This is a genomic window from Halovibrio variabilis, from assembly GCF_007991175.1.
GTDB lineage: Bacteria > Pseudomonadota > Gammaproteobacteria > Pseudomonadales > Halomonadaceae > Vreelandella > Vreelandella variabilis.
In genome coordinates, this window is record NZ_BJXV01000010.1 from 42,135 (window position 1) to 67,407 (window position 25,273).

Annotated in this window: 25 protein-coding genes; 13 read left to right on the top strand and 12 right to left on the bottom strand. The window is 58.3% G+C overall.

Annotated elements, in window-relative coordinates; all coding sequences use genetic code 11:
• Window positions 1-2: 2 nt before the first annotated feature.
• From HVA01_RS09560 to HVA01_RS09570, 3 genes are all read left to right on the top strand, one after another.
• On the top strand, window positions 3-428 hold the full coding sequence (locus HVA01_RS09560) for a GNAT family N-acetyltransferase (RefSeq protein ID WP_146875092.1): 426 nt from the start codon (window positions 3-5) through the stop codon (window positions 426-428).
• Window positions 429-729: 301 nt separating this feature from the next.
• A complete protein-coding gene (locus tag HVA01_RS09565) occupies window positions 730-2,328 on the top strand; it encodes an isocitrate lyase (RefSeq protein WP_146875093.1) in 1,599 nt (532 codons plus the stop codon).
• Between the two features lie 282 nt (window positions 2,329-2,610).
• A complete protein-coding gene (locus HVA01_RS09570; RefSeq protein WP_146875094.1) occupies window positions 2,611-3,081 on the top strand; it encodes an outer membrane lipoprotein in 471 nt (156 codons plus the stop codon).
• Between the two features lie 116 nt (window positions 3,082-3,197).
• On the opposite strand, the gene HVA01_RS09575 is transcribed toward HVA01_RS09570, so the two are convergent.
• The gene (locus HVA01_RS09575) at window positions 3,198-3,479 is read right to left on the bottom strand and encodes a hypothetical protein (RefSeq protein ID WP_146875095.1); all 282 of its coding nucleotides are present in this window, start codon (window positions 3,477-3,479) and stop codon (window positions 3,198-3,200) included.
• Window positions 3,480-3,658: 179 nt separating this feature from the next.
• Here HVA01_RS09575 and HVA01_RS09580 point away from each other — a divergent pair, with 179 nt between their 5' ends.
• Window positions 3,659-4,141, top strand: coding sequence for an FKBP-type peptidyl-prolyl cis-trans isomerase (locus HVA01_RS09580; RefSeq protein WP_146875096.1), 483 nt, complete (start codon window positions 3,659-3,661; stop codon window positions 4,139-4,141).
• A 74-nt stretch (window positions 4,142-4,215) separates the two neighbouring features.
• Here HVA01_RS09580 and nikR read toward each other — a convergent pair whose 3' ends face one another.
• The gene (gene nikR / locus HVA01_RS09585; RefSeq protein WP_146875097.1) at window positions 4,216-4,617 is read right to left on the bottom strand and encodes a nickel-responsive transcriptional regulator NikR; all 402 of its coding nucleotides are present in this window, start codon (window positions 4,615-4,617) and stop codon (window positions 4,216-4,218) included.
• A 107-nt stretch (window positions 4,618-4,724) separates the two neighbouring features.
• Here nikR and HVA01_RS09590 point away from each other — a divergent pair, with 107 nt between their 5' ends.
• The 5 genes from HVA01_RS09590 to HVA01_RS09610 are packed head-to-tail and all read left to right on the top strand — an operon-like array spanning window position 4,725 to window position 9,583.
• The gene (locus HVA01_RS09590) at window positions 4,725-6,329 is read left to right on the top strand and encodes an ABC transporter substrate-binding protein (protein ID WP_146875098.1); all 1,605 of its coding nucleotides are present in this window, start codon (window positions 4,725-4,727) and stop codon (window positions 6,327-6,329) included.
• Window positions 6,320-7,300 carry an ABC transporter permease gene (locus HVA01_RS09595; RefSeq protein WP_146875099.1) on the top strand — a complete coding sequence of 327 codons (981 nt, stop codon included), beginning with the start codon at window positions 6,320-6,322 and terminating at the stop codon, window positions 7,298-7,300. The genes HVA01_RS09590 and HVA01_RS09595 overlap by 10 nt, the downstream gene beginning before the upstream one ends.
• A complete protein-coding gene (locus HVA01_RS09600) occupies window positions 7,297-8,097 on the top strand; it encodes an ABC transporter permease (RefSeq protein ID WP_146875100.1) in 801 nt (266 codons plus the stop codon). The genes HVA01_RS09595 and HVA01_RS09600 overlap by 4 nt, the downstream gene beginning before the upstream one ends.
• A gap of 33 nt (window positions 8,098-8,130) precedes the next feature.
• Complete coding sequence (locus HVA01_RS09605) at window positions 8,131-8,967, top strand: ATP-binding cassette domain-containing protein (RefSeq protein WP_146875101.1); 837 nt, start codon at window positions 8,131-8,133, stop codon at window positions 8,965-8,967.
• Entirely contained in the window at window positions 8,960-9,583 is a 624-nt protein-coding gene (locus HVA01_RS09610; protein ID WP_146875102.1) for an ABC transporter ATP-binding protein, read from the top strand. The genes HVA01_RS09605 and HVA01_RS09610 overlap by 8 nt, the downstream gene beginning before the upstream one ends.
• A gap of 222 nt (window positions 9,584-9,805) precedes the next feature.
• Here the strand turns inward: HVA01_RS09610 and HVA01_RS09615 are convergent, their stop codons facing one another.
• The 4 genes from HVA01_RS09615 to HVA01_RS09630 all read right to left on the bottom strand — a co-directional run bounded on the left by HVA01_RS09615 (window position 9,806) and on the right by HVA01_RS09630 (window position 14,657).
• Entirely contained in the window at window positions 9,806-11,005 is a 1,200-nt protein-coding gene (locus HVA01_RS09615) for an MFS transporter (RefSeq protein ID WP_146875103.1), read from the bottom strand.
• A gap of 26 nt (window positions 11,006-11,031) precedes the next feature.
• Window positions 11,032-11,664, bottom strand: a complete 633-nt coding sequence (locus tag HVA01_RS09620) for a C40 family peptidase (protein ID WP_146875104.1) — start codon at window positions 11,662-11,664, stop codon at window positions 11,032-11,034.
• A 95-nt stretch (window positions 11,665-11,759) separates the two neighbouring features.
• Window positions 11,760-14,225: a DUF1266 domain-containing protein gene (locus HVA01_RS09625; RefSeq protein WP_146875105.1), complete on the bottom strand. Its 2,466-nt coding sequence runs from the start codon at window positions 14,223-14,225 to the stop codon at window positions 11,760-11,762.
• Between the two features lie 189 nt (window positions 14,226-14,414).
• The gene (locus tag HVA01_RS09630) at window positions 14,415-14,657 is read right to left on the bottom strand and encodes a GlsB/YeaQ/YmgE family stress response membrane protein (RefSeq protein WP_146875106.1); all 243 of its coding nucleotides are present in this window, start codon (window positions 14,655-14,657) and stop codon (window positions 14,415-14,417) included.
• A 174-nt stretch (window positions 14,658-14,831) separates the two neighbouring features.
• Here HVA01_RS09630 and HVA01_RS09635 point away from each other — a divergent pair, with 174 nt between their 5' ends.
• The 4 genes from HVA01_RS09635 to HVA01_RS09650 all read left to right on the top strand — a co-directional run bounded on the left by HVA01_RS09635 (window position 14,832) and on the right by HVA01_RS09650 (window position 18,419).
• On the top strand, window positions 14,832-15,701 hold the full coding sequence (locus tag HVA01_RS09635) for a D-hexose-6-phosphate mutarotase (protein WP_146875107.1): 870 nt from the start codon (window positions 14,832-14,834) through the stop codon (window positions 15,699-15,701).
• Between the two features lie 61 nt (window positions 15,702-15,762).
• Window positions 15,763-15,954 carry a hypothetical protein gene (locus tag HVA01_RS09640; protein WP_146875108.1) on the top strand — a complete coding sequence of 64 codons (192 nt, stop codon included), beginning with the start codon at window positions 15,763-15,765 and terminating at the stop codon, window positions 15,952-15,954.
• Between the two features lie 33 nt (window positions 15,955-15,987).
• A complete protein-coding gene (locus tag HVA01_RS09645) occupies window positions 15,988-17,376 on the top strand; it encodes a YcjX family GTP-binding protein (RefSeq protein ID WP_146875109.1) in 1,389 nt (462 codons plus the stop codon).
• A complete protein-coding gene (locus HVA01_RS09650) occupies window positions 17,373-18,419 on the top strand; it encodes a YcjF family protein (RefSeq protein WP_146875110.1) in 1,047 nt (348 codons plus the stop codon). The genes HVA01_RS09645 and HVA01_RS09650 overlap by 4 nt, the downstream gene beginning before the upstream one ends.
• Window positions 18,420-18,464: 45 nt before the next feature.
• On the opposite strand, the gene HVA01_RS09655 is transcribed toward HVA01_RS09650, so the two are convergent.
• The 6 genes from HVA01_RS09655 to HVA01_RS09680 all read right to left on the bottom strand — a co-directional run bounded on the left by HVA01_RS09655 (window position 18,465) and on the right by HVA01_RS09680 (window position 25,099).
• Window positions 18,465-19,586 (bottom strand): ABC transporter ATP-binding protein, encoded by a 1,122-nt coding sequence (locus HVA01_RS09655; protein ID WP_146875111.1) that lies wholly within the window; start codon window positions 19,584-19,586, stop codon window positions 18,465-18,467.
• A gap of 34 nt (window positions 19,587-19,620) precedes the next feature.
• A complete protein-coding gene (locus tag HVA01_RS09660; protein ID WP_146875112.1) occupies window positions 19,621-20,499 on the bottom strand; it encodes a carbohydrate ABC transporter permease in 879 nt (292 codons plus the stop codon).
• Entirely contained in the window at window positions 20,492-21,418 is a 927-nt protein-coding gene (locus tag HVA01_RS09665; RefSeq protein ID WP_146875113.1) for a carbohydrate ABC transporter permease, read from the bottom strand. Before HVA01_RS09665 ends, HVA01_RS09660 begins: the two co-directional genes overlap by 8 nt.
• A 91-nt stretch (window positions 21,419-21,509) precedes the next feature.
• A complete protein-coding gene (locus HVA01_RS09670; RefSeq protein ID WP_146875114.1) occupies window positions 21,510-22,769 on the bottom strand; it encodes an ABC transporter substrate-binding protein in 1,260 nt (419 codons plus the stop codon).
• A 111-nt stretch (window positions 22,770-22,880) separates the two neighbouring features.
• Window positions 22,881-24,293, bottom strand: a complete 1,413-nt coding sequence (locus HVA01_RS09675; protein ID WP_371860143.1) for an ATP-binding protein — start codon at window positions 24,291-24,293, stop codon at window positions 22,881-22,883.
• An 80-nt stretch (window positions 24,294-24,373) separates the two neighbouring features.
• Window positions 24,374-25,099, bottom strand: coding sequence for a response regulator (locus HVA01_RS09680; protein WP_146875116.1), 726 nt, complete (start codon window positions 25,097-25,099; stop codon window positions 24,374-24,376).
• Between the last annotated feature and the right edge of the window lie 174 nt (window positions 25,100-25,273).

A 25,273-nucleotide genomic window follows, 5' to 3' on the forward strand; every position in this document is an offset into this window, starting at 1 on the left:
CAATGGCGGTGGCAAGTATTAGCACCGGCGACTGGGCAACCCTTGGCCCGGCCGCCAGTGAAATCCGGCGCATTGTGTTCATTGACGAACAGAACGTCCCCCAGGAAGAGGAGTGGGATGGCCTTGACCCTGAGTGCCAGCACTTTCTCGCCATGCTCGACGGTCAACCGGTAGGCACCGCCCGCCTGCTGCCCGATGCGCACATTGGTCGTGTCGCGGTGCTTGCTGATGCCCGCGGCAGCGGCATCGGCGTATTGTTAATGAAGGCCGCGATTGAGGCGGCACGTCATGCGGGCCACTCACAGGTGGCGCTCAGCGCACAGGTGCACGCCTTGGCGTTTTACGAGCAGCTAGGCTTCGTCGCCCACGGCGAGGCGTTTCTTGATGCGGGCATTCCTCACCGGGAAATGACGCTTTCACTCGCTTAACAAGCCATCTTGATTGAACAAAAGCACTGCCTCGGCAGTGCTTTTTTTATGCTCTTTGGACGAAAAACCACTACACAAACCCCGTGCTTTTGCCCCTCTATGTAGTCGGGTTACAACGCGCCGTGCCCCCAAGTGTCAATTGTTGAATACGCCCATCTAGTGGATAGTTGTTGCATTGCAGCGTTAAGGCGATGTAGCGAAATCTTCAAGCCCGCCGCGCTGTACCAAACGTCTCTAGCGCTGATTTGCAAAATGCGATCAGCCTTTAAGAACGGCGATGACAACCAAAGAGGGTAAGCTCATGACAGGACTGCTTGACGATATCAAAGCCATGGCGCAACTGCGCGAAGCCCAAGGCGGCAAATGGGAAGCGATTAAGCCTGAGTACGCCGCTCGTATGCGCGCTCAAAACCGCTTTCACACCGGCCTGGACATTGCTCGCTACACGGCCAAAATCATGCGCGAAGACATGGCCGCTTACGATGCTGATACCGCCCAGTACACCCAGTCGCTGGGCTGCTGGCACGGCTTCATCGGTCAACAGAAGCTCATCTCGATCAAAAAGCACTTTGGCACCACCAAGCGTAGCTACCTCTACTTATCAGGCTGGATGGTGGCCGCACTGCGCTCCGAGTTCGGCCCGCTGCCCGACCAGTCAATGCACGAAAAAACCTCGGTTGCCAACTTGATCGAAGAGCTCTACACCTTCTTGAAGCAAGCCGACGCCTGGGAACTTAACCATCTGTTTCGCGCCCTGGATGAAGCCAAAGAAGCTGGCGACAGCGGCAAAGAGCAGGAACTGATCAGCAAAATCGATAATTACGAGACCCATATCGTGCCGATCATTGCCGATATCGACGCAGGCTTTGGTAACGCAGAAGCCACTTACCTGCTGGCCAAGAAGTTTATTCAAGCGGGGGCCTGCTGCATTCAGTTGGAAAACCAGGTGTCTGATGAGAAGCAGTGCGGCCACCAAGACGGCAAAGTAACCGTTCCCCATGAAGATTTCCTGGCCAAAATCAACGCCGTGCGTTACGCCTTCCTGGAGCTGGGTATCGACGATGGGGTTATCGTCGCGCGTACCGACTCCCTCGGCGCTGGCTTGACGCAAAAAATCGCCGTTACCAATGAACCTGGGGATCTTGGCGATCAGTACAACAGCTTCCTGGATGGCGATGCTATTGAAAACGCCGCCGATATCAATAACGGCGACGTGGTCATCAAGCAAAATGGCAAGCTGGTCAAACCCAAGCGTCTCGCTTCGGGCCTCTACCAGTTTAAGCCGGGCACTGGCGAAGATCGCGTGATTCTGGACTGCATCACCAGCCTGCAACACGGCGCCGACCTGCTGTGGATTGAAACCGAGAAGCCTCACGTGGGCCAGATCGCCAGCATGGTTAACCGGATTCGCCAGGTCGTGCCCGATGCCAAGCTGGTTTACAACAACTCGCCGTCGTTCAACTGGACCCTGAATTTCCGCCAGCAGGTGTTCGATGCCTGGCAGGAAGAAGGCAAAGATGTGTCGGCTTATCAGCGCGACAAGCTGATGAACGCCGAGTACGACGACACCGAGCTGGGTCAGCTGGCCGATGAGTGGACGCGCAACTTCCAGCGCGACTCGTCGCGCGAAGCGGGCATCTTCCACCACTTGATCACGCTGCCGACCTACCACACAGCCGCCCTGTCCACCGACAATCTGGCCAAAGGCTACTTCGGCGACGAAGGCATGCTGGCCTACGTGAAAGGCGTTCAGCGTCAGGAGATTCGTCAAGGCATTGCGACGGTTCGTCACCAGGATATGGCCGGCTCCAATATCGGCGATGACCACAAAGAGTTCTTCCAAGGCGATGCTGCGCTCAAAGCCGGTGGCACAGACAACACCATGAACCAGTTTGGTTAATTAAGCATTTTACCGCTTGGATTTAGCCAGCGAACCCCACAGCAGGAGGCCACACCGGCTTCCTGCTGTGGTTTTTTTGGGGGTATTTGCACGCTGTTTTCTTAATCCGCTGTTAAACTCTTGGGTGTGCTCTTGCTTGGCTCTTTTTTTCTTGCCAGCACTGATCTTTTCAAATGATAGCTGGTCAAAGCGTTTGACATCCGCTATCTTTAGCGAACACTGTTCTATAACTACTAGCCACTCGGTTATGGTTATGCGCATAGCAATACCCCGGAGGTTTTAATGAAACGTCTTCTTCTACCTGTTGTCGCTCTGAGCATTCTCGCGCTGGCTGGCTGTGCCAACACATCCCGCTACTCTGGCGATGTCTACAGCGGCAACCAAGCTAAAACGAGCCAAAGCGTCACTTATGGCACTATCGTGGCGGTTCGCCCGGTACAGATTCAAGCTGATAGCCGTGCTGGAGGGCTTCTAGGCAGTGGTGGCGGTGCCATCATTGGCGGTCTTTTAGGCAACCAAGTAGGTGGCGGCTCAGGCCGTCAGTTGGCAACGGTTGCTGGCGCTTTAGGCGGTGCAGTGGCAGGCACGGCCGCTGAAGACGCCACTAACCGCGTCAATGCGCTGGAGATGGAAATTCGCCTTGACGACGGCTCCGACGTCGTCGTCGTTCAGCGTGCAGATCGCCAATTCCAAGCCGGCCAGCGCGTTCGCTTGATCGGTAGTGGCGCTAACCTGAGCGTTGCACCCTATTGATGTAAAAAAGTTGATCAATAGCGGTTAAACGCCACAAAAAAAGCCCGACCATCTACCCTGATGGTCGGGCTTTTTTATGACGGTAGAGACTGCTGTAGGCTCAGTTATGAGCTCAATCAGTGGTTAGCTTTACTACTCGCCCAGCTAGCCAGGGCCGTTATACCCCAACCGATTAGCCCCAGCAGTATAGTCACCAGCAGTATATCAACCGGCTTAACTAACGTCGTCGCGCCCAATACGCTCAGCGTCAATACCCATAGATAACGGTTTTCCCCATGGCTTTTCAAAAAGCCGGGCAATACCTTATCTAACCCCTGGCTGACGCCACTGTCCCAGCGCTGATACGTAAAATACGCAATCAGGCAGAACGCGATAAGCCAAATAATCAAGATCGTCATTGCATGCTCCGCAAAATGATAAGGAAAAGGAAATAAGTGATGGTCGTAGGGTATCCCTGGTCACCTTAACGCGCAATACCGCTCTAAGCCGTGGGTAGGAAAAAGCGCCGCTACCCCCTGACAAGCCGGCGTACACGCGTTACCATATTGGAACATGCACTCCCCCGAAAGGTTATTCCATGCAAATTGCGCAAAACTCGGTTGTCGCGTTTCACTACACTCTGACCAACGATGCTGGTGAAGTGTTAGACAGTTCAGAAGGCCGTGAGCCGCTTACCTACCTCCACGGTGCCGGCAACATTATTCCGGGCCTTGAGAAAGAGCTGGAAGGACGCGCTGCGGGCGAAAAACTGAACGTTGCCGTATCGCCTGAAGAAGGTTACGGCGAGCTGCAAGAGCAGCTAATGCAAGAAGTTCCTCGCGATGCGTTCCAAGGCGTTGAAAGCGTTGAGCCGGGCATGCAGTTCCAAGCCCAGACCCAAGGCGGCCCGTTGATGGTTACCGTCAAGAAAGTCGAAGGCGATACGGTCGTGGTTGATGGCAACCACCCGCTGGCCGGTCAGCAGCTCAACTTTGACGTTGAGATCGCTGAAGTCCGTGAAGCCAGTGATGAAGAAGTTGAGCACGGCCACGTGCACGGCGAAGGCGGCGTTGAGCACTAATTGCTCGCGCGCTTTTGTTCTAAAAGGGTGACCCTGTCGGGTCGCCCTTTTTTTATGCCTGCCAATAAACCTGATTATTCATCGGGTATCAGCACTAGCTGCCCGTGGCGAACGCTTCTTGATGACGTTACTTCGGCGGCAAACTGCTTGAGCGCACGCCCTTGGCCTTTGAGCAGCGCCACTTCCAGGCAGCTGTCGTGGTTAATGTGCACATGCAGGGTCGACAGCGTGAGGTGGTGATGGTCGTGGGAGTGGCGCGTTAAGCGCTTGGAAAGCTCGCGAGCGGCGTGATCGTAGACATACACCAGTGCCCCCATACAAAGCGAGTCCGGCGCGGCCTCTTCTCTGAGCTGCTTTAAGCCACCGCGGGTCAAATCGCGAATCGCCTCTGAGCGATTTTGGTAGCCATGTTCGCGCATCAACGCATCCACTTCTGCCAGCAGCTCCTCATCAAGCGTTACCGTTACACGCTGCATTCACGCCCCCTGTCCTGATTAACTTTTCATGTGCTGCTGCCAGCGGTAGTATGATGTTCTTATATAAACATCATACTAGCGACGTTAACAGCATAAAGGATAAAGCGATGGCTAAACCCACTCGGCCTATCTTACTGAGTATTGCGCTAAGTTGCTTAGCCAGCGGTTGTTTAGTCGTCGCCAGCACCGCACAGGCAAAAGAGACATTAATTTTAGCGATTGGCGGCGAACCCGAACAAGGCTTTGACCCGCTGCTAGGCTGGGGGCAGTATGGCAATCCGCTATTTCAGTCGACGCTACTCTCCCGCGACAAGCATCTCTCGCCGCAGCCAGAACTCGCCACTGCGTGGTCGTTGTCCGAAGACCGCCTGACCTGGACGCTAACACTGCGCGACGATGCGCGCTTTGCCGACGGCACGCCGCTGACCGCCGACGACGTCGCCTATACCTTTAACGCCGCTGCCCAAGCAGGCGGCCGGGCTGACCTTAGCGCACTTGAACAAGCCAAGGCCGTGGGTAGCGATACCGTTATGCTACAACTGCGTGCACCACGTATTACCTTTCTTGATCAATTAGTCACCCTAGGCATTGTGCCTCACGCCGAGCGCCAAAACAGCTATAGCGACGGGTACGGCAGGCAACCAATGGGCTCCGGCCCTTATCAACTGGTCGAGTGGCAGGAAGGCGAGCAGCTGATTGTGGAACGCAACCCCTACTTCTACGGCCCTACTCCCGCCTTTGATCGGCTGGTGTTTCTTTTCACCGGCGAAGACGCCACCCTCAGCGCGGCCCACGCGGGGCAAGTGGATATCGCCGCGGTGCCACCGGCGCTGGCGGCCAATGTACCGGCGCACATGCAGCGACTGACGATGGAAAGCGTCGATAACCGCGGCATTCTGTTCCCCATGCGGTTTACCAACGGCGAGCATGCGGCGTCAGGGGCGCCAATCGGCAACGATGTGACCGCTGACCTGGCAATCCGCCAGGCCATCAACCTTGCCGTTGATCGCGATACGCTGGTGGAAGTGGCACTGCACGGCTATGGGCGCCCTGCCTTTGGGCCCGCCGACGGCCTGCCCTGGAGCGATGAAGAGGAGCAAATGGAAGCGCCCAACCTAGCCCACGCCGCCGATATACTCGACGCCGCGGGCTGGCAGTTGCACGACGATGGCCTGCGCTATAAGGATGACCTACCCGCCCGCTTTCGGCTTACTTACCCCGCCGGCGATACTACCCGGCAACTGCTCGCCGAAGTAAGCGCAGAAATGGTGCGCCCGCTGGGGATTGAGATGCAGCCCACCGGCCGCCATTGGGATGACATCCAGCGCGAAGCGCTGCACCAAGACGCCATCCTGTTTGGCTTTGGCAGCCACAGCCCGCAAGAGATTTACTACCTCTTCCACAGTCAGCACGCAGGCAACGGCTTCTACAACAGCGGTTTCTACGCCAACGCGGCGGTAGACGCCCACCTGGATGCCGCCCAGGCCGCTGAGAGCATTGAGCAAGCTAACCGTGAATGGCAGGCGGCGCAGTGGGACGGCGCTACCGGCTACGGCGTACGCGGCGATAGCAGCTGGGCCTGGCTGGTCAACCTTGAGCACGTCTATTTTGCCAATACCTGCTTAGACGTGGGTGAGCTGGGCGTGGCCCCTCACGGGCACGGCTGGCCAGTCACCGCCAACCTACTTGAGTGGCGCTGGACGTGCGATTAACAGCGTTGATAGCTAAGCGCCTTGTTCGTCTGGCGCTGGTATTGCTGTGCGTGGCGCTGGTGTCGTTTGGACTGATGATGGCCTCACCCATTGACCCCATTGATGCCTACCTGGGCCCGCAAATGGCCCAGGTCAGCCCTGAACAGCGCGCCCTGATTGCCCAGCGCTGGGGCTTTGATGAGTCAGCTGCTATTCAGTTTGGCCACTGGCTGCGTCAGCTAGTCAGCGGTGATTTAGGTTGGAGCCACGTGTATAACCAGCCGGTTAGCGAAGTTATCGGCCAGCGCTTTCAACGCTCGATTATACTGCTGGGCAGCGCCTGGCTGCTCTCAGCGTTGCTGGGGTTTAGCCTCGGCGTAGCGGCCGGTGCCAAGGAGGGCTCCAAGCTGGATAACGCCATTAGCACTTACGCCTTCATTACCGCCTCCACGCCCGCCTTTTGGCTGGCGATACTCGCCGTGCTGCTGTTTTCGGTCACCTTAGGCTGGACGCCGACCTGCTGCGCTGGCCCAACTGGCATCTTGAGCCAGGAAGTTACCCTCTTGAGCCGCTTGCACCATCTAGTGCTGCCGGTGACCACGCTGGCCCTGCTGGGCATCGCCACTATCACCCTGCACACCCGCGCCCGCATGCTTGAATTAATGCGCTCAGCGGTTGCCACCCATGCTTTCGCCCAGGGTGCTAGTCGCTTAGACGTCGCCTGGCGACACGGCCTCCGGCACGCCAGTTTACCGGCGATGACCCTGGCGTTTGCCTCGCTGGGCGAACTGTTTGGCGGCTCTATTTTGATCGAGCAGGTTTTTGCTTACCCAGGCCTAGGCCAAGCCACAGTGGCGGCGGGCTTGCGCAGTGATGTGCCGCTGCTATTAGGCATTGCGCTATTTACCGCGCTGTTTGTCAGCGTTGGCAATCTAATCGCCGACAGCCTGTACGCCGTCATTGACCCACGCATTCAGTCAGGTGGCCTATGAGCGAAGCGCAACCACGGCTGCGTGCCGCCTTGAGCCTGGGCGTCACTACGCTGTTGGTGCTGGGGCTGGTCGCCAGCCAGTGGCTGCTGGGTGATTCCGCGCAGCAAATGCAGTTTGACGCCCGGCTGGCCCCACCCAGCCTTAATCACTGGCTCGGCACCGATGCACTGGGGCGGGAGCTCTGGGCGCGCACCTTGGCCGGGCTGGCACTCAGCTTTTGGGTGGGCTGTCTGGCGGCGCTACTGAGCACGCTGATTGCACTTAGCCTGGCGGCACTGGCCACGCTATCACCGCGGCTGGATGCGCTGGTTAGCTTGGTGATTGATACGCTGCTCAGCGTGCCCCACCTGATTTTATTGATGCTGATCGCTTTTGCCCTGGGTGGCGGCACCCAGGCGGTAATTATTGCCGTGGCGATTACTCACTGGCCGCGTTTGGCGCGGGTGCTGCGCGCCGAATTACTGCAGCTACGCCAAGCCCCTTACGTACTCATTTCGCAGGCGCTGGGCAAGTCGCGCTGGTTTGTGCTCCACGCTCACCTGCTGCCCCACCTTATTCCCCACTGTTTGGTCGGCGCCCTATTGCTGTTTCCCCACGCGATTCTGCATGAAGCGGCGTTAACCTTTTTGGGCTTTGGCCTAAGCCCCAGCCAGCCTGCCATTGGCGTACTGCTGGCCGAGGCCATGCGCTACCTAAGCGGCGGCTACTGGTGGCTGGGGGTATTTCCAGGCTTGGCGCTGTTGATGATGGTGCTGAGCTTCGAGCGCCTTTCCAACCACCTGCGCCGGGCGCTTTAGCGCATTTAAGGCAACTGTTAATGGAGGCTTGCCATGTTAACGATTGACCAACTATCGCTGCAGCTACCCGTGTACGCCTCCTGGTGGAAGCGTGAATGGACGACCTGTCTAGATAAGCTCTCGCTGCACTTTTCAGCAGGCGAGGTGCATGCCGTGGTGGGTGCCTCAGGCGCTGGGAAAAGCCTCTTGGCCTACGCGATGATGGGGTTGCTACCCACACCCGCACGTTTGAACGGGCAGCTTTACTATCAAGGGTCTCCTCTTGATAGGCCACGCCAACGCCAACTTCGCGGCCGAGAGCTGGCGCTTATACCCCAATCGCTAAACGCTTTAGATCCGCTGGTACGCACCCAGCGCCAGGTGGCCTGGGCGGCGCAGCGCTCAGGGCAACCCTCCAAGAGCGCCCGGCACGCCGCCCAGCTGGCATTGGATCATTACCAGCTGGACGCCCGCGCCCAGCAGGCCTACGCCCATGAGCTTTCCGGCGGTATGGCTAGACGCGTGTTGACGGCCATGGCCCATGTGAGTCAGGCCCAGCTGGTGATTGCCGATGAGCCCAGCGTGGGTCTCGACCCGCACCAGCGCCAGCGCGTGCTGGCGGCGCTGCGCGAGCTCGCCGACCAGGGCAAAACGGTGATCCTGATTACCCACGACCTACGCCATGCGCTCCCCATTGCCGATCGCGTCACTATTATGCGCCACGGCAAGCAGGTCGAGACCGCGGCTGCCAGTGCCTTTCAAGGTAATGGCGACTCGCTGACGGCTGTTTATTCGCAGGCATTGTGGCAGGCACTGCCCGACAATAGCTTCTCAATCCGCGGGACCCGTAAAGCTCAGCAAGATATCCAAAAGGAGGCTAACGTTGCTTGAAGCCCGCGAGCTTAGCTTTCAGTTTTCACCCGGTGTATCGCTACTGCAAGCGGTCTCGCTCACGCTGAGCGCGGGTCAGTGGGTAGGCTTGAGCGGCGACTCTGGGGCAGGCAAATCAACCCTGGGGAAACTCTTGGCGGGCTACGTAACCCCCCAGGCGGGCCATATCAGCTTAGATGGCGAGGCGCTGCCCAGCAGAGGCTTGCAACCCGTGCAGTGGCTGCCGCAATCGCCGGAACTGGCGGTGAACCCACGCTGGCGGGTAGGCAAAATTCTACGTGAAGCCTGGGCGCCGTCTAACGCCCAGTGCCAAGCGTTTGGCATACAGCCCGGCTGGCTGTCGCGTTTCCCCCACGCGCTCTCCGGCGGCGAACTACAGCGAGTTTGCGTACTCCGCGCACTCGCCCCGGGGGTACGCTTTCTAATCGCCGATGAAATCTCAACGATGCTCGACCCGATTACCCAACTTGAACTTTGGCAGGCGTTAAAACAAGAGGCGGAAAAACGCCAGCTGGGCGTGCTGGTGATTAGTCACGACACCGCGCTACTGGAACGGCTCTGCCCACAGCGCTACCACTTACACGATGGCCAACTGACGTCATGGTCAGCTGAATAAAAGGGTACCTCGTCGCTCCTCTCTACCACCTGATAGCTGCACTTATGATAGCTATGGGAGTTGCACTTGTGGGAGGCAGCTTTAGCTCGCGACCGTTCAGGCTCCCAGCCTCATCAAACCAAGGGGTGCCTGCGGCCCCTTCGCCGAAATGTCGGACCATCACTGAAGCGCCCTCCCACAATCAACCTGCCAGCCTGATAGTGGCACCAGTGGGAGGTAGCTTTAGCTCGCGACCGTTTTACTCTGGTGACGTTCAAAGCGCCACAGGCCGAAGGCAAGCAGCAGCGTGATGCTCAGCAACAGCCAGGAGCCGACGCTTACTCCCAGCCAACCGGCCCAGCGCCAAAATGGCTCCAGCCAGAAGCCGCCTAAGCTGGCGCCCAGATAATAAAAAACCAAATACAGCGCTGAAGCACTGCCCCGGGCACCCTGGGCATAACGCCCTACCCAGCTAGATGCCAACGAGTGGGCCATGAAAAAGCCGAAGGCATTAACCGTTAAGCCAAGCATAATCAGCACCAGCGAATCCGCCAGGGTAATCGCCGTGCCCAGCATTAAAATCACCACGCCCACCATCATGCACGCCGCCGGGGAAAAGCGCCTGGCCAAACGCCCGGAAATCATCGAGCCGAAAGTGCCGCCCAGGTAGGTCAAGAAAATCAGCCCCAAACCGCTGGCAGCTAGGCGATAAGGGTCGGCTGCTAACCGAAAGGTGATATAGCTGTATTGGTTGATAAAAATCAGGAAGTTGATGCCGCCCAAAAAGTAGGCAGCGAGGAGCACCGGGCTGCGCAAATGGCCCCATAAGTCGTCCACGGCTTTACGCAGTTCAAAACGCTGGGGGGTAAAGGCGCGGCTGTTGGGCAGCAATCGCCAAAACACCACGCAACCTATCAGCGTCATCACCCCTACCGCTAAAAACGCCGCGGTGGAGCCACCGAGATCCCCCGCCACACCGCCCACAATACGCCCACTGATGCCGCCGAGTGAGTTGGCGCCAATGTAGAGCCCCACGGCGCTTAACAACGCAGGCTTTGAAAACTCATCGCCCATCCAGGCGATCGCCACCGCAGGCAGCCCACCCAGCACAAAGCCCTGCACCAGACGCAACAGCAGCAGGCTTTCAAAGGTAGGCGCAAAGGCCAAGGCAAGGGAACAGCCGCCCGCGAGCAGCAAGGTAATGCGCATGATCGCTTCGCGGCCGATGGCATCCGAAAGCGGCCCAAATACCAGTAGCGCCAAAGCGAGCGAGAGCGTTGAGACCGACATAAGCAGGCTGACGCCCAGGGTCGAGACGTCATAGGTGTCTTTCAAGCCGGGCAACAGCGGCTGCGGCACATACAGATTAATAAACACCAGAAATGAGCCGAGGCAAAGCGCCAAGGTGGCGCGCCACCAGGCGCGCGTTTTGGCTTCAATCATGCCTTTCCTAGAATAATGACGTTAGGCTACTGGAAAACACTGCCGCCCACTTGGGCCAGATGCGTTGGCTCCAGCGCGCGACGTGACTGCCAGTAGTAGCGCTGCCAATAACTATTATCCAGGCTGGAAATAATCACCCCTTGCGAGGTCGAGGCGTGCAGGAAGTAGCCATCGCCCACGTAGATACCCACATGGTTATAGCGACCCGGCGGGCTGAAGAACACCAGATCGCCCGCCTGCAGCTCTTGGCGGTCGATCGGGCGTCCCTCGTGTATTTGGCCACGGGTGGAACGCGGAAGCTCTAAATTAAAAGTGTCGCGAAAAACATTGCGCACCAGGGCGGAGCAGTCAATCCCTCGCTCGGAGGTGCCGCCGAGCCGGTAAGGTGTACCCGACCAACGCTGGTGCTGAGCCAGCAGCGCCTGGCGAATGACGGAGGGCGGCGGTGCTGGCAAACTGCGCAACTGGTCATTGATGGGATCGACCGGCGACATTTTCGGCTTCGCCCCCATTCCCGGCATTTTCATGGCGAAGTAATTATCCGGCGCCTGGGTATTGCTTTGTCGCGCAGAGCCTGCGCAGCCAGCGACCAACGTAACCACAAAACAGACACTGACAACACGAACAGCGATCACAGCGGGGCGTGGCAACGCAACCATGCGATTAACCTCGTGATATTGAAAAAAGGGCGAAATAACAAAATAAATTTTTCCTAAGCACGACTATAAGCTAATTATCATCGGTTTGGCGAGCTTCAATGTAACGTGCGCTGATCACCCGGCAGCGTATCGATATGCAGCGGCGCAAAATGGCGCGGTTTATTACCGGGGAAGTCCAGGCTTACCCATGGCCCCGCCAAAACCGGTGCACCGCAGATCCAGGCCACCAATGCCTGACGAAAACCGGCTAAAAAGCTTTCGCGCTCTGGGGTTTCGCCCATAAAAAACGAAAACCCGGCGTACATACCCAAAGCGTACTCATGCCACCCAGCGTAATGGTCCGCCGCTAATTGATAAGCACGGTCCAGCACGTTGGCAAAGGCAGCGCTGTCCAGCCAGCCTAACTGCCGGGCGGCAATCGCCAAATCAATCAGTTGGGCAATGTCCCAGGCGGCCATATCTGTCTCATTACAGCCATCTTCATTGTCGCGGACACGGCACAAGCGCAGCAGGTGGTGGCGATTATCTTCAGCGCAGTGGCCAGATTCCATAATCGCGATCTCGGCGTCCAACCGCTCGCGGTTAAGCGTGTAGGGCGCATAGTTAATTTGGTATTCCTGGCGATCGCCCGATTCGAGCATATAGGCCAAGAACTCGCGCATATCCTCGGCACTGCTCAAGTGATAGTGGCTTTCCACCCACTCACGGATCTCGGCGCATTCGCGCGCGCTCTCAGGCTGCGGCTCGCTCCACACCGCACTGTTCAGTGGCCCCACCAGCGACATGGCGGTGAAATGACTCAAGGTGGGGCGGCTCCCCGGCTCGCACCAGGCATCGTGGCGCCAATCCAGCCAGTGAAACAGGCTGCCGGGGTCTTCAATATGCCAAATGATTTCGTTCACCAGCGAGTCATGCTCGGGCTCGGGCAAGCAGCTCTCCCAGGCAAACCAAGCCTCTAACAGGCGCTTGGCATTGGGGTAAAAACGACACAGGCAGCTGCGCAGTGAACTGGCGTAATCTAGCAAAGGCGCCCGATCAAATAAGCCGCTGTCGAGCGACATATGCAGATAGAAGGCGAATTTTTCAGCCATATGGATCGTGGCGGCATGACGACTGACGCCCTTCACGGCGTTACGCTGCTTAAGCTCTTCCGGCGTCGGCTGACCAAACACGCTTTGCGAAGGCGGTAGAACGCCGTGCACCGCGTCGGCCGCCAGTTGATTAAGATGATGTGCCTGGGCGGGCAGCCAGTAGCGCGCCAGGGCATGAGCGCCTTCATCTGCATGCAAGCCCAGCGATTCCTGCAAATACACCGCCGCGTCGGCACGCTGCTCTTCCGGTAGCGCGGCTGAAGGGTCTATTTGGCGCAGCATGGCATCCGGTTCGCGCACGCTGGCCAAGGCTAATAACCAATGGTGGGAAGTATTGCGCCACTTGCAAATGCGCGCTTGGGATGCCTTGCGCGTGGGCGCGTCCAGTAGCTCTCCCGGGGGACGCCGCCAGGGGCTATGGGCGCTGTGCAGCAGTAGCTGATGTCGTTCGCTGGGGGTTTTACCCCGCCGGTCGATGCCGTCAAACAGGCTCTGACCCCGGTCGTAGGCGTTAAGCACGGCGTACCAATCGTGATAACGGCGGCTGAGTAGATCAGCAGCGTGCCCCGCTAGATCATCGGCCTCGTCCTGACTAAGCCAACTGCAGCAGGCCCCGGCCCACGCCAGTTCAACTAACCGCAGCCAATCCCAAGCCGCCCACTCCAGGGGCTCTCCCTGGGTCACAAACTGATTTAATACCGGCGCATAAGGCGACTCTTTGACCACGCCGCGCTGCCACTCCATGCGCTGGGCGTTGTCCATGCTCAAAAGCTCGCGGGCTTCGATATCCCAGCGCTGGCGCTCGCCTTGAGCGCCTAGCCAGAGCATGACGCCCAGCAACGCATCGCGGTCATGAACCTCCCATACCTGGTCCAGCCACTCGGTGGCTTCAGGCCAGTCGGCGAAGCTGGCGGGATAAACGATGATCGGCCGAAACAGCGCGCACAGCCGCCAACTTTGCGCCTGGGGCTGCTGAGGCCATAGCGAGGCGGGGGCAGGCAGTTCCCTCAAGGCGTTTTCGAGCACCTCCCAGGTGATGCCATCGCCATCCGTTTCAAGCGTTGCCAGCGCCTGGCAGGCATCAATAAAGCGGTCGTCGGCACCCACTTCCCAACCCCGGGCGCCTAACGCACGCCGCAAGTCAGCCAGCCAAGCGCGCAGGTCGCTATAGTCACGGGCAATGCGGCGGGTGACGTGATGCGCCCACGTTTGGGCTTGGTCCGCTTCCAACCAGCCCGCGGCACCGGCCAGCGCGGCCCATTCCAACGCGCAGAGCAGGCGGTCGGCATGGCCTGCTGGAGCACCCAGCCCGTGGAATAGTTGTTCGGCGAGCTCGCCCCGGTTGGCAATCCCCAGTTGCAGCAGGCGCTGTTCCGCCGCGCTAGCATCGACCGCCAGCGGATCAGGCGTAAACGCCCAATCACACAACACGAGCTGTTGAGCCCACCAGGCATTTAACGCGTCGATCAAGAGGCACCTCGGAATAACACAATGTCACCAGCAATACGCCGGAATAAAGATGCCAGTGTAACGGAAAGTGACGCGAACACCGATAGCACTAGGCATCGGTATTGATGATCGGTAGCTATCATCGGCAGGTATAAACGGCACCGCCCGGCATAAAGCCGGGCGGACGTCATACGGGTAGCAACGCAACAGCTACGATTGTTTGACCTTGCTAATCACCCACAGGAGCACCACGGCCCCCACGGTCGCGGTCACCAGCGAACCGATAAAGCCACCGGAAGTAAGGCCTAAAAGGCTGAACAAAAAACCGCCTACTACCGCACCGACGATACCCACACCGATATTACCCAGGATACCGAAACCGCCGCCGCGCATGATGTTGCCAGCAATCCAACCAGCCAAACCACCAATAATTAACCACGCAATAAAGCCCATATAGTCTCCTTACTATTTTAATGACGGGTTTCAATGACGCATTTTAGCTACGTATGTTAGTAAGCATAATAGCTACGCGTTTTACCTTCGAGTCACGCTTGTTCTACCATAGCACACAGCGTTACTGTTCGGCGCCTCCTAGTCTAGCGGCTAGGCAACCCTAAAGGAAAAATCATGATCCCCTACTCGCTCAAACACTTGCTTAGCAGCACCCAAGGTCAACAAACCGCTCAGTGGGAAGGCCGCGACGTGGTGTTATTCAATATGCCGTGGGGTGAGCTGGCGATCAGTCTACAGGGCGCCCAGGTGTTGCACTTCTGCCCTGCTGGCGATACCGATTGGCTATGGCTGACGCCGACCCCCCAGGCGCTGCCAGGCGCTATCCGGGGCGGTATTCCGCTCTGTTGGCCGTGGTTTGCCGACGAGCGCTACGCCGACGAAAGCCCCCATCACGATGGCCCCTTCCATGGCCTCGCCCGCCACGCTAGCTGGCGCTTGGATGCGGTTGACGAGCACGCCGAAGGCATTGAACTCCACCTTTCCCCCGAACATCCCCTGCATACAATGCTCACCGCGCGTTTGGTGGTACAAGCCAACGCCCAGCGCTTAAACGTTGAGCTGATTAGCGAAAACATCGGCGAAACGCCAATCAAAACCAGCGGCGCGCTGCACACCTACTTAGCCGTTGCTGACACCCATCAGTGCCGCCTCGAAGGCCTTTCCGGCGCGCGTTACCTCGACAAACTGCGCGATTTTGCGGAATCTGAACAGCAGGGCACGCTGGCCGTTCAGGGCGCTGTTGACCGCATTTACCACACCAACGAAGCGGTGATGCTCAATGATGGTGAGCGCAGCCTGCGTATCGGCAAACAGTCGAGCGACTCGACGGTGGTATGGCACCCCAACAACGACCTGCCCAGCGACACCCCCGCCGACGCCGCGCGCCGCTTTATCTGTGTGGAAGCCGCCAATACGCGCCTGGATCCGGTCTGGCTGGTACCTGGTGCTCAGCATTTGCTAGGCACCAACCTCAGCCGCGGTTAATCGTCGGTTCATCCATACTTTGCTATCGTACGCCCATCATGACTTGAGCTAGGGAGATCCGATGGATCCGCAACAATGGCTAGAAGCCGCCACGCTGGCGTTTAATTTAATCGGTATGGTGGTGTGCTTGTTCGGCCTTACCCTGGCGCAAAAGATGACCCGCCGCTGGCCAGGCTACACGCTCGCGGGGGTCGGTTTTTTGATCGCCACCCTGCCAATGCTGTCACAACTGGTATTAATGTTTAGTCAATGAAGGCTAGTCAAGAGCCGCAAAGGGATCGAAAGGATGCGCCAGCCGTTAAGTCGCGAACTGAGCAATTTGTTGGAGCGTGGAAGGGATCGCCAGTTGCGCTTAGCGGTCACCGGTCTCTCCCAAGCGGGGAAAACCGCTTTTTTGACCTCGCTGGTTAATCAGCTGCGCCATGCAGGCGTCGAGGCGCGGCTCGATTTACTCCCCGCTGCCCGGGAAGGCCGCTTGTTGGGTGCCCAGCGGCTTAACCAACCCGACCTGGGTGTACCGCGGTTTCCCTACGACCCCGGCATGGCCGCGCTACGCGATTCGCCGCCGCGCTGGCCGGAACCCACACGTGGTATCAGCGAGTTACGCTTACAGCTGCGCTACCGCCCGGCCCGCAGCGGCTGGCTAACCCCTGAAATTGCCCACCTTACGCTGGACCTATTTGACTACCCCGGCGAGTGGCTGCTCGACTTACCGCTGCTGCAGCACGACTTTTACAGCTGGAGCCAAGCCCAAGCCCTGCATCAAGGCGAACAGCGCCGTGGCCTATTTAGCGAGTGGCTGGCGGCGGTAGAACAGCTCGACCCCGCTGGCGAAGCCGATGAAGCCCAGCTCGCTGCCCTAGCTGACGATTACGCCCAGGGTTTGCGCCGCGCCAAACAGGCGGGGTTTTCCGACTTACAGCCAGGGCGTTTTTTACTCCCCGGCGAACTGGAAGGCGCGCCGGTGCTGCAGTTTTTTCCACTGCCGCAGCTCGACGCCTCTCAAGAAGCGCTGGAAGCACTGCCCGCCAGCAGCCTTTACGCTACCCTGGCGGCACGCTTTCGCTACTATCAGCAGCAGGTGGTTAAGCCCTTTTATCGCGATCACTTCCGCCGTTTTGACCGCCAGATTGTGCTGGTGGATGTGCTTGGCGCGCTCAATGCCGGGCCTGAGCGGTTCGAAGACCTTTCCCGCGCGCTGCGCCAGTTAATGCACAGCTTTGACTACGGCAAGCGCAGCCTGCTCACGCGAATGTTCGCGCCTAAAATTGATCGCCTCGCGATTGCCGCCACCAAAGCGGACCACGTGACACCTGATCAGCACGGTCACCTGGTGCAGCTGTTAGAGGCCTTGCTGGCTGAACCGCTTAAAGACCTGCGCTTTGCCAATGTGCCGGTCAAAGCGCTCTCGCTGGCAGCCATTCGCGCCACCGAAGCCCGCGAGGTGACCCATGAAGGTAAGCGCTCACCAGCGCTACGCGGCACCACTCTGGAAGGCGAAGAGGTGCTGGTCTACCCCGGCGATGTGCCTAGCCGCCTGCCTAAAGCCGACTTTTGGCAGCAGCAGGGCTTCGACTTCCCCGGCTTTCGCCCCATGCACACCCCCTCAGAAGACCTGGATCATATCCGTATGGATGCCGCCATCGACTGGCTGATTGGAGATAAACTGACATGACCGACCCACAGCCGCGTCGTCACTTTAAATTGGACGACAGCGACAGCCCCAAAGAAGCGGCTGACCCAGCGTCATCCCTGCGCCAGCGCGAGGCCTTTGCCAGCGCCAACGAGAGCCACCCCCTGGCCCCACTTCCGGAAGACAACGCGCTGCCAGCGGCCAGTTTAGGGGCGCCGCGCAAACGCCGCTGGGGGCTAATATTTGCCCTGGTTGGCGGTGCTGGGCTGGGTACCGCTGAGCTGATCACCGGCTTACCAGATGCCATGGCGCAATCACAATGGCTCACCATGGCCTGGCAGCTGTTCGGCATCAGCCTGATCGGTCTGGGGGGAATCTCGTTGCTCAAAGAGCTGGGCCGTTTGCGCCGCCTGAAACGCCACGACAAACTGCGCGGCGATCTTGCCGAGCTGCCACAGCGCTCTCCAAAACAAGCCCAGGCTATGGCCGGGCAGCTTAAGCGCCAACTCAAACTCGCCGACGATGACCCCCACTGGCTGGCCTTTCAACGCGCCAGCCAGCCCCACCATAGTGGGGAGGAGATTCAGACGCTGCTGCGTTATCATCTGCTGGCACCACGTGACCGCGAAGCCCAGCGTTTAATAACCCGCATGTCCGGCGAAACCGCGATTATGGTGGCGATCAGCCCGCTAACGCTAGTGGATATGGCGCTGGTGGCCTGGCGCAGCTTAGCAATGGTCGATCGGCTCTGCCGCCTTTATGGGCTTGAACTAGGCTACGCCAGCCGACTGCGGCTGTTTCGAAACGTGCTTCACAATATGGCCTTTGCCGGGGCCAGCGAACTGGCCACCGACGCCAGTATGGATATGCTCTCGCTGGATTTAGCCGGGCGCCTTTCCGCCCGTGCGGGGCAGGGCTTGGCTACCGGCCTGCTGAGCGCGCGCTTAGGCCTGCGCGCCCAGCGCCTCTGCCGTCCGGTGCCCTTCAGCGCCGATGAGCAGCCCAAAATCGCTGATTTACGCCAAGATTTATGGCGGCAGATTAAACGACTCGATAAAGAGCCTGCCCCCGCCCAACGCGCGTAGCGGTTAACTGGCTAATCACACGCTAAGGCGCCCCATCGTGGGCGCTTACGCGATACGCTGCTCGGTCTCGGCATCAAATAAGATCGCGCGGCCCATATCGACACGCAGCGACAAGCGCTCCCCGGCGACTACCGCGCATTTCGGTCCAACGCGAGCGGTTACTTCCTGTTCACCCAGCGGTAAGCGCAACAGTATATCGGCGCCGGTTGGCTCTACCACTGCAACGCTGGCGCTCAGCAGCGTTCCTTCGGCTTGCGAGGTTAACCGCTCATCTTCTTCGCTGAAGTGCTCCGGGCGCAGGCCAAGAATGACCGGCTGGTTAAGCCGCTCGGCCATGTCGGGAGCGATACGCGCCTCCGGCCAGGGCAACACCAGTTCCTCCTCACCCGGCGTGGCAATCCGCAGTTGATAACCGCCGTTGCTATCTTCAAGCGTGGCGCGAATAAAGTTCATCGACGGCGAGCCCATAAAGCCGGCCACAAACATATCCACCGGGTTGTTGTAGACCTCATCCGGCGAGCCCAGCTGTAGAATATGACCGTCACGCATCACCGCGATGCAGTCGGCCAGGGTCATGGCTTCGACCTGGTCGTGGGTGACGTAAACAATGGTGGTACCCAGGCGCTGGTGAAGCTTTTTGATTTCGGTGCGCATGTCCACGCGCAGCTTGGCGTCCAGGTTGGAGAGCGGCTCATCAAACAGATACACCTTTGGCTCCCGAGCCAGCGCCCGCCCCATGGCTACCCGCTGACGTTGCCCGCCGGAAAGCTGAGCAGGCTTACGCTCCAGCAGGTGAGTAATCTGCAGCAGATCGGCTACCCGCTCTACGGCGGCCTCCCGCTCGGCTTTGGGCACCTTGCGCATTTCCAGCCCAAAGCTGATGTTCTGGCGCACGCTCATGCTGGGATAGAGGGCGTAGGACTGAAATACCATGGCGATATCGCGATCCGCGGGGGGGCGCCAGGTGACGTCTTCACCATCGATATAGATATTGCCGGACGTCACCGGCTCTAGTCCGGCGATAGCGTTCATCAGCGTGGACTTACCGCAGCCAGACGGCCCGACCAGAATCAAAAACTCGCCGGAATCGATTGAGATGCTGACGTCTTTGAGCACCCGCTCGCTACCGAACTCTTTGCGCACGTTGTGTATTTCTAACGCTGCCATAATGAAAATCCTATTTTTGTTAGGCTGTTAAAAACTAGCCTTTAACGGAACCGGCAGTCAGCCCGCGCACGAAGTATTTTCCCGCCAGCACATACACCACCAGGGTGGGCAGCGCGGCAATCATCGCCGCCGCCATATCCACGTTGTACTCGCGCACGCCAGTGGAAGTATTGACCAAATTATTGAGTGCCACGGTAACGGGCTGAGTGTTGTGGGCCGAAAACGCCACACCGAATAAGAAGTCGTTCCAGATCTGGGTAAACTGCCAAATCACTGAAACCACAATAATCGGCGCGGAAACCGGCAGCAGAATGCGCCAGAAGATGCGGAAAAAGCCCGCGCCATCCAACTTCGCCGCCGATACCAGCTCGTTAGGGATACCCACATAGAAGTTGCGGAAAAACAGCGTGGTGAAGGCAATACCAAATACCACATGCACCAGAATTAACCCGGCGCGGGAGCTGGAGATACCCAGCCAGCCCAGCGTTTGCGCCATGGGCAGCAGTACCACTTGGAAGGGAATAAAACAGCCAAACAGCATCAGCGCAAAGACTAATTCCGAGCCTTTAAAACGCCATTTGGTCAGCGCGTAGCCGTTGAGGGCACCAATCGTGGTGGAAATCAGCACCGCCGGAATCACAATCGCAAAGGAGTTCCAGAAGTAGCCACCGACGCCATCGCAGCGCATGCCGGTGCAGGCTTCTCCCCAGGCTTTCGTCCACGGCGCAAGGGTCGGGTTTTGCGGCAGCGACAGCAGCGACCCAGCACTGATTTCACTGAGAGGCTTCACCGAGGTCATCAGCATTACCACCAGCGGCAGGATATAAAACAGTGCGGCGAGTATTAGTACGCCGTAAAGCAGCCCTCGACTTAGCCGCGCAGCGGGCGTCTGACGACGAATCACATTAGCCATGCTTGCGGCTCCTTAATTCGGAGTAGAGGTAAGGAATTAAAATCGCCAACACGCCACCCAGCATTAGCATGGCACTGGCGGAGCCTAGGCCAATCTGAGCGCGGGTAAAGGCGTGGGCATACATAAAGGTGGCGGGTAGATCGGTGGCGTAGCCAGGCCCGCCGCCAGTGAGCGCCACGACCAAGTCAAAGCTCTTAATCGCGATATGGGCCAAAATCATCACTGCGCTAAACACTACCGGGCGCAGGCACGGCATCACCACGCGCAGATAAATCCGCGGCAGGCTGGCGCCATCCAACTGGGCCGCTTTGATAATGCTGTCGTCGATACCTCTGAGCCCGGCTAAAAATAGCGCCATCACAAAGCCTGACGCCTGCCACACGGCGGCAATCACCAAGGTATAAATCGCCATGTCCGGGTCAGTAATCCAATCGAACCGAAATGACTCAAACCCCCAGCTCTGCACCATGGCCTGGATACCTAACTGCGGGTTCAGCAGCCATTTCCACACCACACCGGTGACAATAAAAGAGAGCGCCATGGGGTAGAGGTAGATCGTGCGCAGCGCGCCCTCCTGACGAATTTTCTGATCGAGCAGTATCGCCAGCAGCGCGCCAATCGCCAGGCAAATAACGACGAACAGCACGCCAAAAATCATCAGGTTGGTAGACGCCACCCACCAGCGTTCGTTTTGCATTAGCCGGGCATACTGACCAAAGCCGACAAAGTCATAGCTGGGCAGCATGCGCGAACTGGTGAGCGAGAGTACAAAGGTCCACAACATAAAGCCGTACACAAAGAACAGCGAAATCGCCACCGACGGTGCCAGCACCAAGCGTGGCAGCCACGCCTGAAAACCGCCGGATGGCGTCGGCCGTTTAGCGACAGGAGCCAAGTCCGTCGCAGGGGTATTTTTCATGGGAGGTGTCTCTAATGGAGAAGTGTCCTTGCCAAGCAGCATAGGCGCCGCCGTTGCGACGGCGCCTACTAAAACGGCGGTAAGCTTAGCGCTAGAAAGAGGCCGCTTGGGCAGCACTCACCATCCGTTCTGCTGCTTCTTCAGCGGGCATATCGGCATCGTTGAAGTAGTTGGTCACCACGTCGAAAATAGCACCCTGAATATCCGCGCGAACCGCCATACCGTGGGCCATACTCGGCACTAAGCCACCCTCTTCGGCGGTACGCTGGAAATCGGCCAGGGACTGCTGGGCACAGCTATCGAATTCGCTCATGTCCAGATCAGGACGCGCCGGAATCGAACCTTTGGCAAGGTTGAACGCTTCTTGGAAGGTGGGTTCAAGCACTAAACGCGCCAACGCTTGCTGCGCTTCACGCTCCTCGTCGTCGCTGACCCGGAACATGGCCAGGCTATCGATATTGAAGGTAAACGCATTTTGGGTGCCCGGCGCTGCCGCGCACAGGTAATCTTCCCCGGCGGTTAGTCCAGCCGCGGTGAACTCCCCTTTCGCCCAATCGCCCATCAGCTGAAAACCGGCCACTCCCTGAATTACCATGGCGGTGGCAATGTTCCAGTCACGCCCGGGCATACCTTCGTCCATCAGCTCACGCGTCCGTTTGAAGTCCTCAAGGGCATCGATCATTTGTTCGCCGCCCAGTGCTTCAGGGTCTAGCTCTACCAATGCCTGCTGATAAAACTCACTGCCCTGACCACCTAATAGCACGCTTTCAAATACCGTCGCGTCCTGCCACGCTTGGCCACCGTGAGCCAGCGGCACGAAGCCTGCTTCGCGGATAGCCTCGCCTGCTTCGAAAAACTCATCCAGCGTGGTGGGCATTTCTACCCCTGCTGCTTCCAGCACTTCCGGGTTGGCCCACAGCCAGTTTACCCGGTGCACGTTGACGGGTACGGCCACGTATTGGCCGTCGTGGCGCATGATATCGGCCACCACGTCAGGGAGTAATTCATCCCAACCTTCCGCATCGGCAACGCTATTCAGGTCACCTAGCAACCCCAGCTCACCCCACTCCTGAATCTCGGGGCCTTTGATTTGGGCGGCGGAGGGTGGGTTACCCGACATAGCGCGGGATTTAAGCACCGTCATGGCGGTTTCACCGCCCCCACCGGCCACGGCAAAATCTTGCCAGCCGTAGCCTTCGGCTTCCATTAGCTCTTTAAGCACATTGGCAGCACGGGCTTCGCCACCTGATGTCCACCAGTGGAGTACTTCCACTTCATTAGCGTGAGCAGTAGTGGCGAGCGTAGCGCCTGCCAGGGCAAGCGCAAGGGTAGTTTTCTGCAACGTCGACATGGAGTCACTCCTTATATTGTTATTGTCCTCTCGGACGTTTGACAGCATAGAGGTTACGCCAAGACTGACCGTAACGGGAGTTACCGTTTACTGCATAGTGTTGAAGGTTTATTACAAACCGGTAATAGTTTCCTGACGAGGGAGCGTTAAGGTCACTACCAGCCCTTTTACCGCATGGTTGGCAAGCGCAATGTCGCCACCATGTGCCCGGGCAATATGGCGGGCGATGCCTAATCCCAGGCCACTGCCGCCGGTGTGACGGCTGCGTGAGGGCTCAAGGCGAACAAAGGGTGAAAACACCCGCCCTAGCTGGTCTTCGGGAATGCCGGGGCCGTCATCGCGAATTTGCAGGGTGACAGACGTACCCTGGTCGCTTAGCTGCACATCGGCCTGTTTGCCATAGAACACTGCGTTCTCAAGCAGATTTGCCAGACAGCGTTTAAGCGCTAGCGGCTTGGCGATTAGCGGTGCAACAGGGTGAGCTTTTTTCTCAACCGTTACCTGTCCTCCCTGCAGGCTAAGCTCTTCGGCCAGCTCTTCAAGTAGGAGTGTTAAGTCAACGGGCGCTGGCTCTTCGTGTAGATCCAAGCCTTTCACCGAGGCCAAGGCGCCCTTCACTAAGCTGTCTAATTCATCCAGCGAGGCGCAAAAGCGCTCGCGCTGGTGGTCGTCATCGAGCATTTCGGCGCGCAGGCGCATCCGGGTTAAGGGCGTTTTTAAATCATGGGAAATCGCCGAAAACAGCCGTTCACGCTCCTCAATCTGCTCGCGGATCCGCCGCTGCATACGATTGAACGCCACTGCCGTGGCGGCAACTTCCTTGGGGCCGCTCTCTTTTAGCGGCGGCATATCCAAATCATCGCCCAGTTGATTCGCTGCCCGTGAAAGCCGCGCCAGCGGTCGAGTCACGCTAGTGATGCCCAACAGCGAGAGTGCCAGTACGCTCAGCAGTACCAATAGCCCGACCAGCAAACGCTCCTCAGAGAGCCAGCGATAACCGCTGAAAATATCCGGCACGCCCAGCAGCGTGGCAACGTAAAGCCAAGTGTTCGGGGCAAGCTCCAGTTGGACCACTAGAATCGGCGGCGAGAGCGGCTCCATCAGCAGGCTGTGCTGCCCCCAGCGAGGCGGCAGGTCGTAAAGGAGCACTTCATTATTGAACACCCGCAGATCTTCCGGGCGGGAAAACTCGACAATGACATCGTCAATATTGAGTTGTTGGGTGAGCACCGAACGCACATTATTTACTACCACCTCTTTTTCCGGCCCCGAGCCGATATCGTCGACGATCAGCCTGCGTTCGTTAACGCTGACAAAAAAGCGCGTACCGCCCATATTGCGCAGTTGATCCAGCACGATATGGCGATAATCGACGGGCAACGAGCGGAAAAATTTCATGGTGGAGGCGATGCTAAACGCCATATTGGTGGAAAGCTCATCAAGCTGTGCCAAGTGGCTGGAGCGTACCTGGGACGTCCAAATCGCGTAGCTGGCCCCCTGAGCGGCCAGCACCCCGGCAATCATGATGATCACGAAGCGTCCGCGTAGCGAAGCCGGCAGCCAGCGGGCCAGCCTACGACGTATTTTTACCCACTTCACGGGTTTCACGTTAATGCATCTACCTGGGCGGTTAATACGTAACCCGCGCCGCGCACTGTTCGAATCAGCTGGGAGTGCTGGGCATCTTCTCCCAGCCGCTGGCGCAGACGACACACATGAACATCGATGGAGCGGTCTAGCGGCGGCGCATCACGCCCGCGGGTAAGCGCGTAGAGATCATCACGTGTCAGCACCGTTGCGGGGTGGTCTAAAAATACCTGCAGTAGCTGAAAATCAGCGCCCGAAAGCGCCGCACGCTCCCCTTGAAGGCCGATCAGTTCGCGGGTCATGCGATCAAGCTGCCAATTGCCAAAACTGACCCAACGCGCCTGCCCGGCAGGCAGTACAGGTGGTGTACTGCGGGTGCGGCGCAGCACCGCTTTGATGCGCGCCAGCAATTCGCGGGGATTAAACGGCTTGCCCAAATAGTCATCAGCACCCAGCTCAAGGCCAAGGATACGGTCAGTCTCATCGGCACTGGCGGTGAGCATGATAATCGGCACGTCGCTGTGCTTTCTGACATCGCGGCAGATGGTAAAACCGTCGTCACCGGGGAGCATTAGATCAACAATCAGCAGGTCGGCGGTGTGTTCAGCACGCAGTGCGTGCAGCGCTTGGGCACCGTCCGCCGTGAATACCCGGTAGCCATGACGCCCCAGGTAGTCAGCGAGCAGTTCACAAATTTCCGGGTCGTCATCGACCACAATCAAAGTAGCAGGGGGTGTCGTCATCGCAGCGGTTTTCGCCCTACGCTATTGTCGTTTTGGGCCTTGATGATGGTGGAGGGAACAGTGCATCTCAAGCCCTCTTCGACTAATGATGAAATCACCTGTGGCTACGCTATTTCTGAATACTAATAAGAATGCTAACAAAAAAATACAATATTTACTTAACGCTTTTGTTTG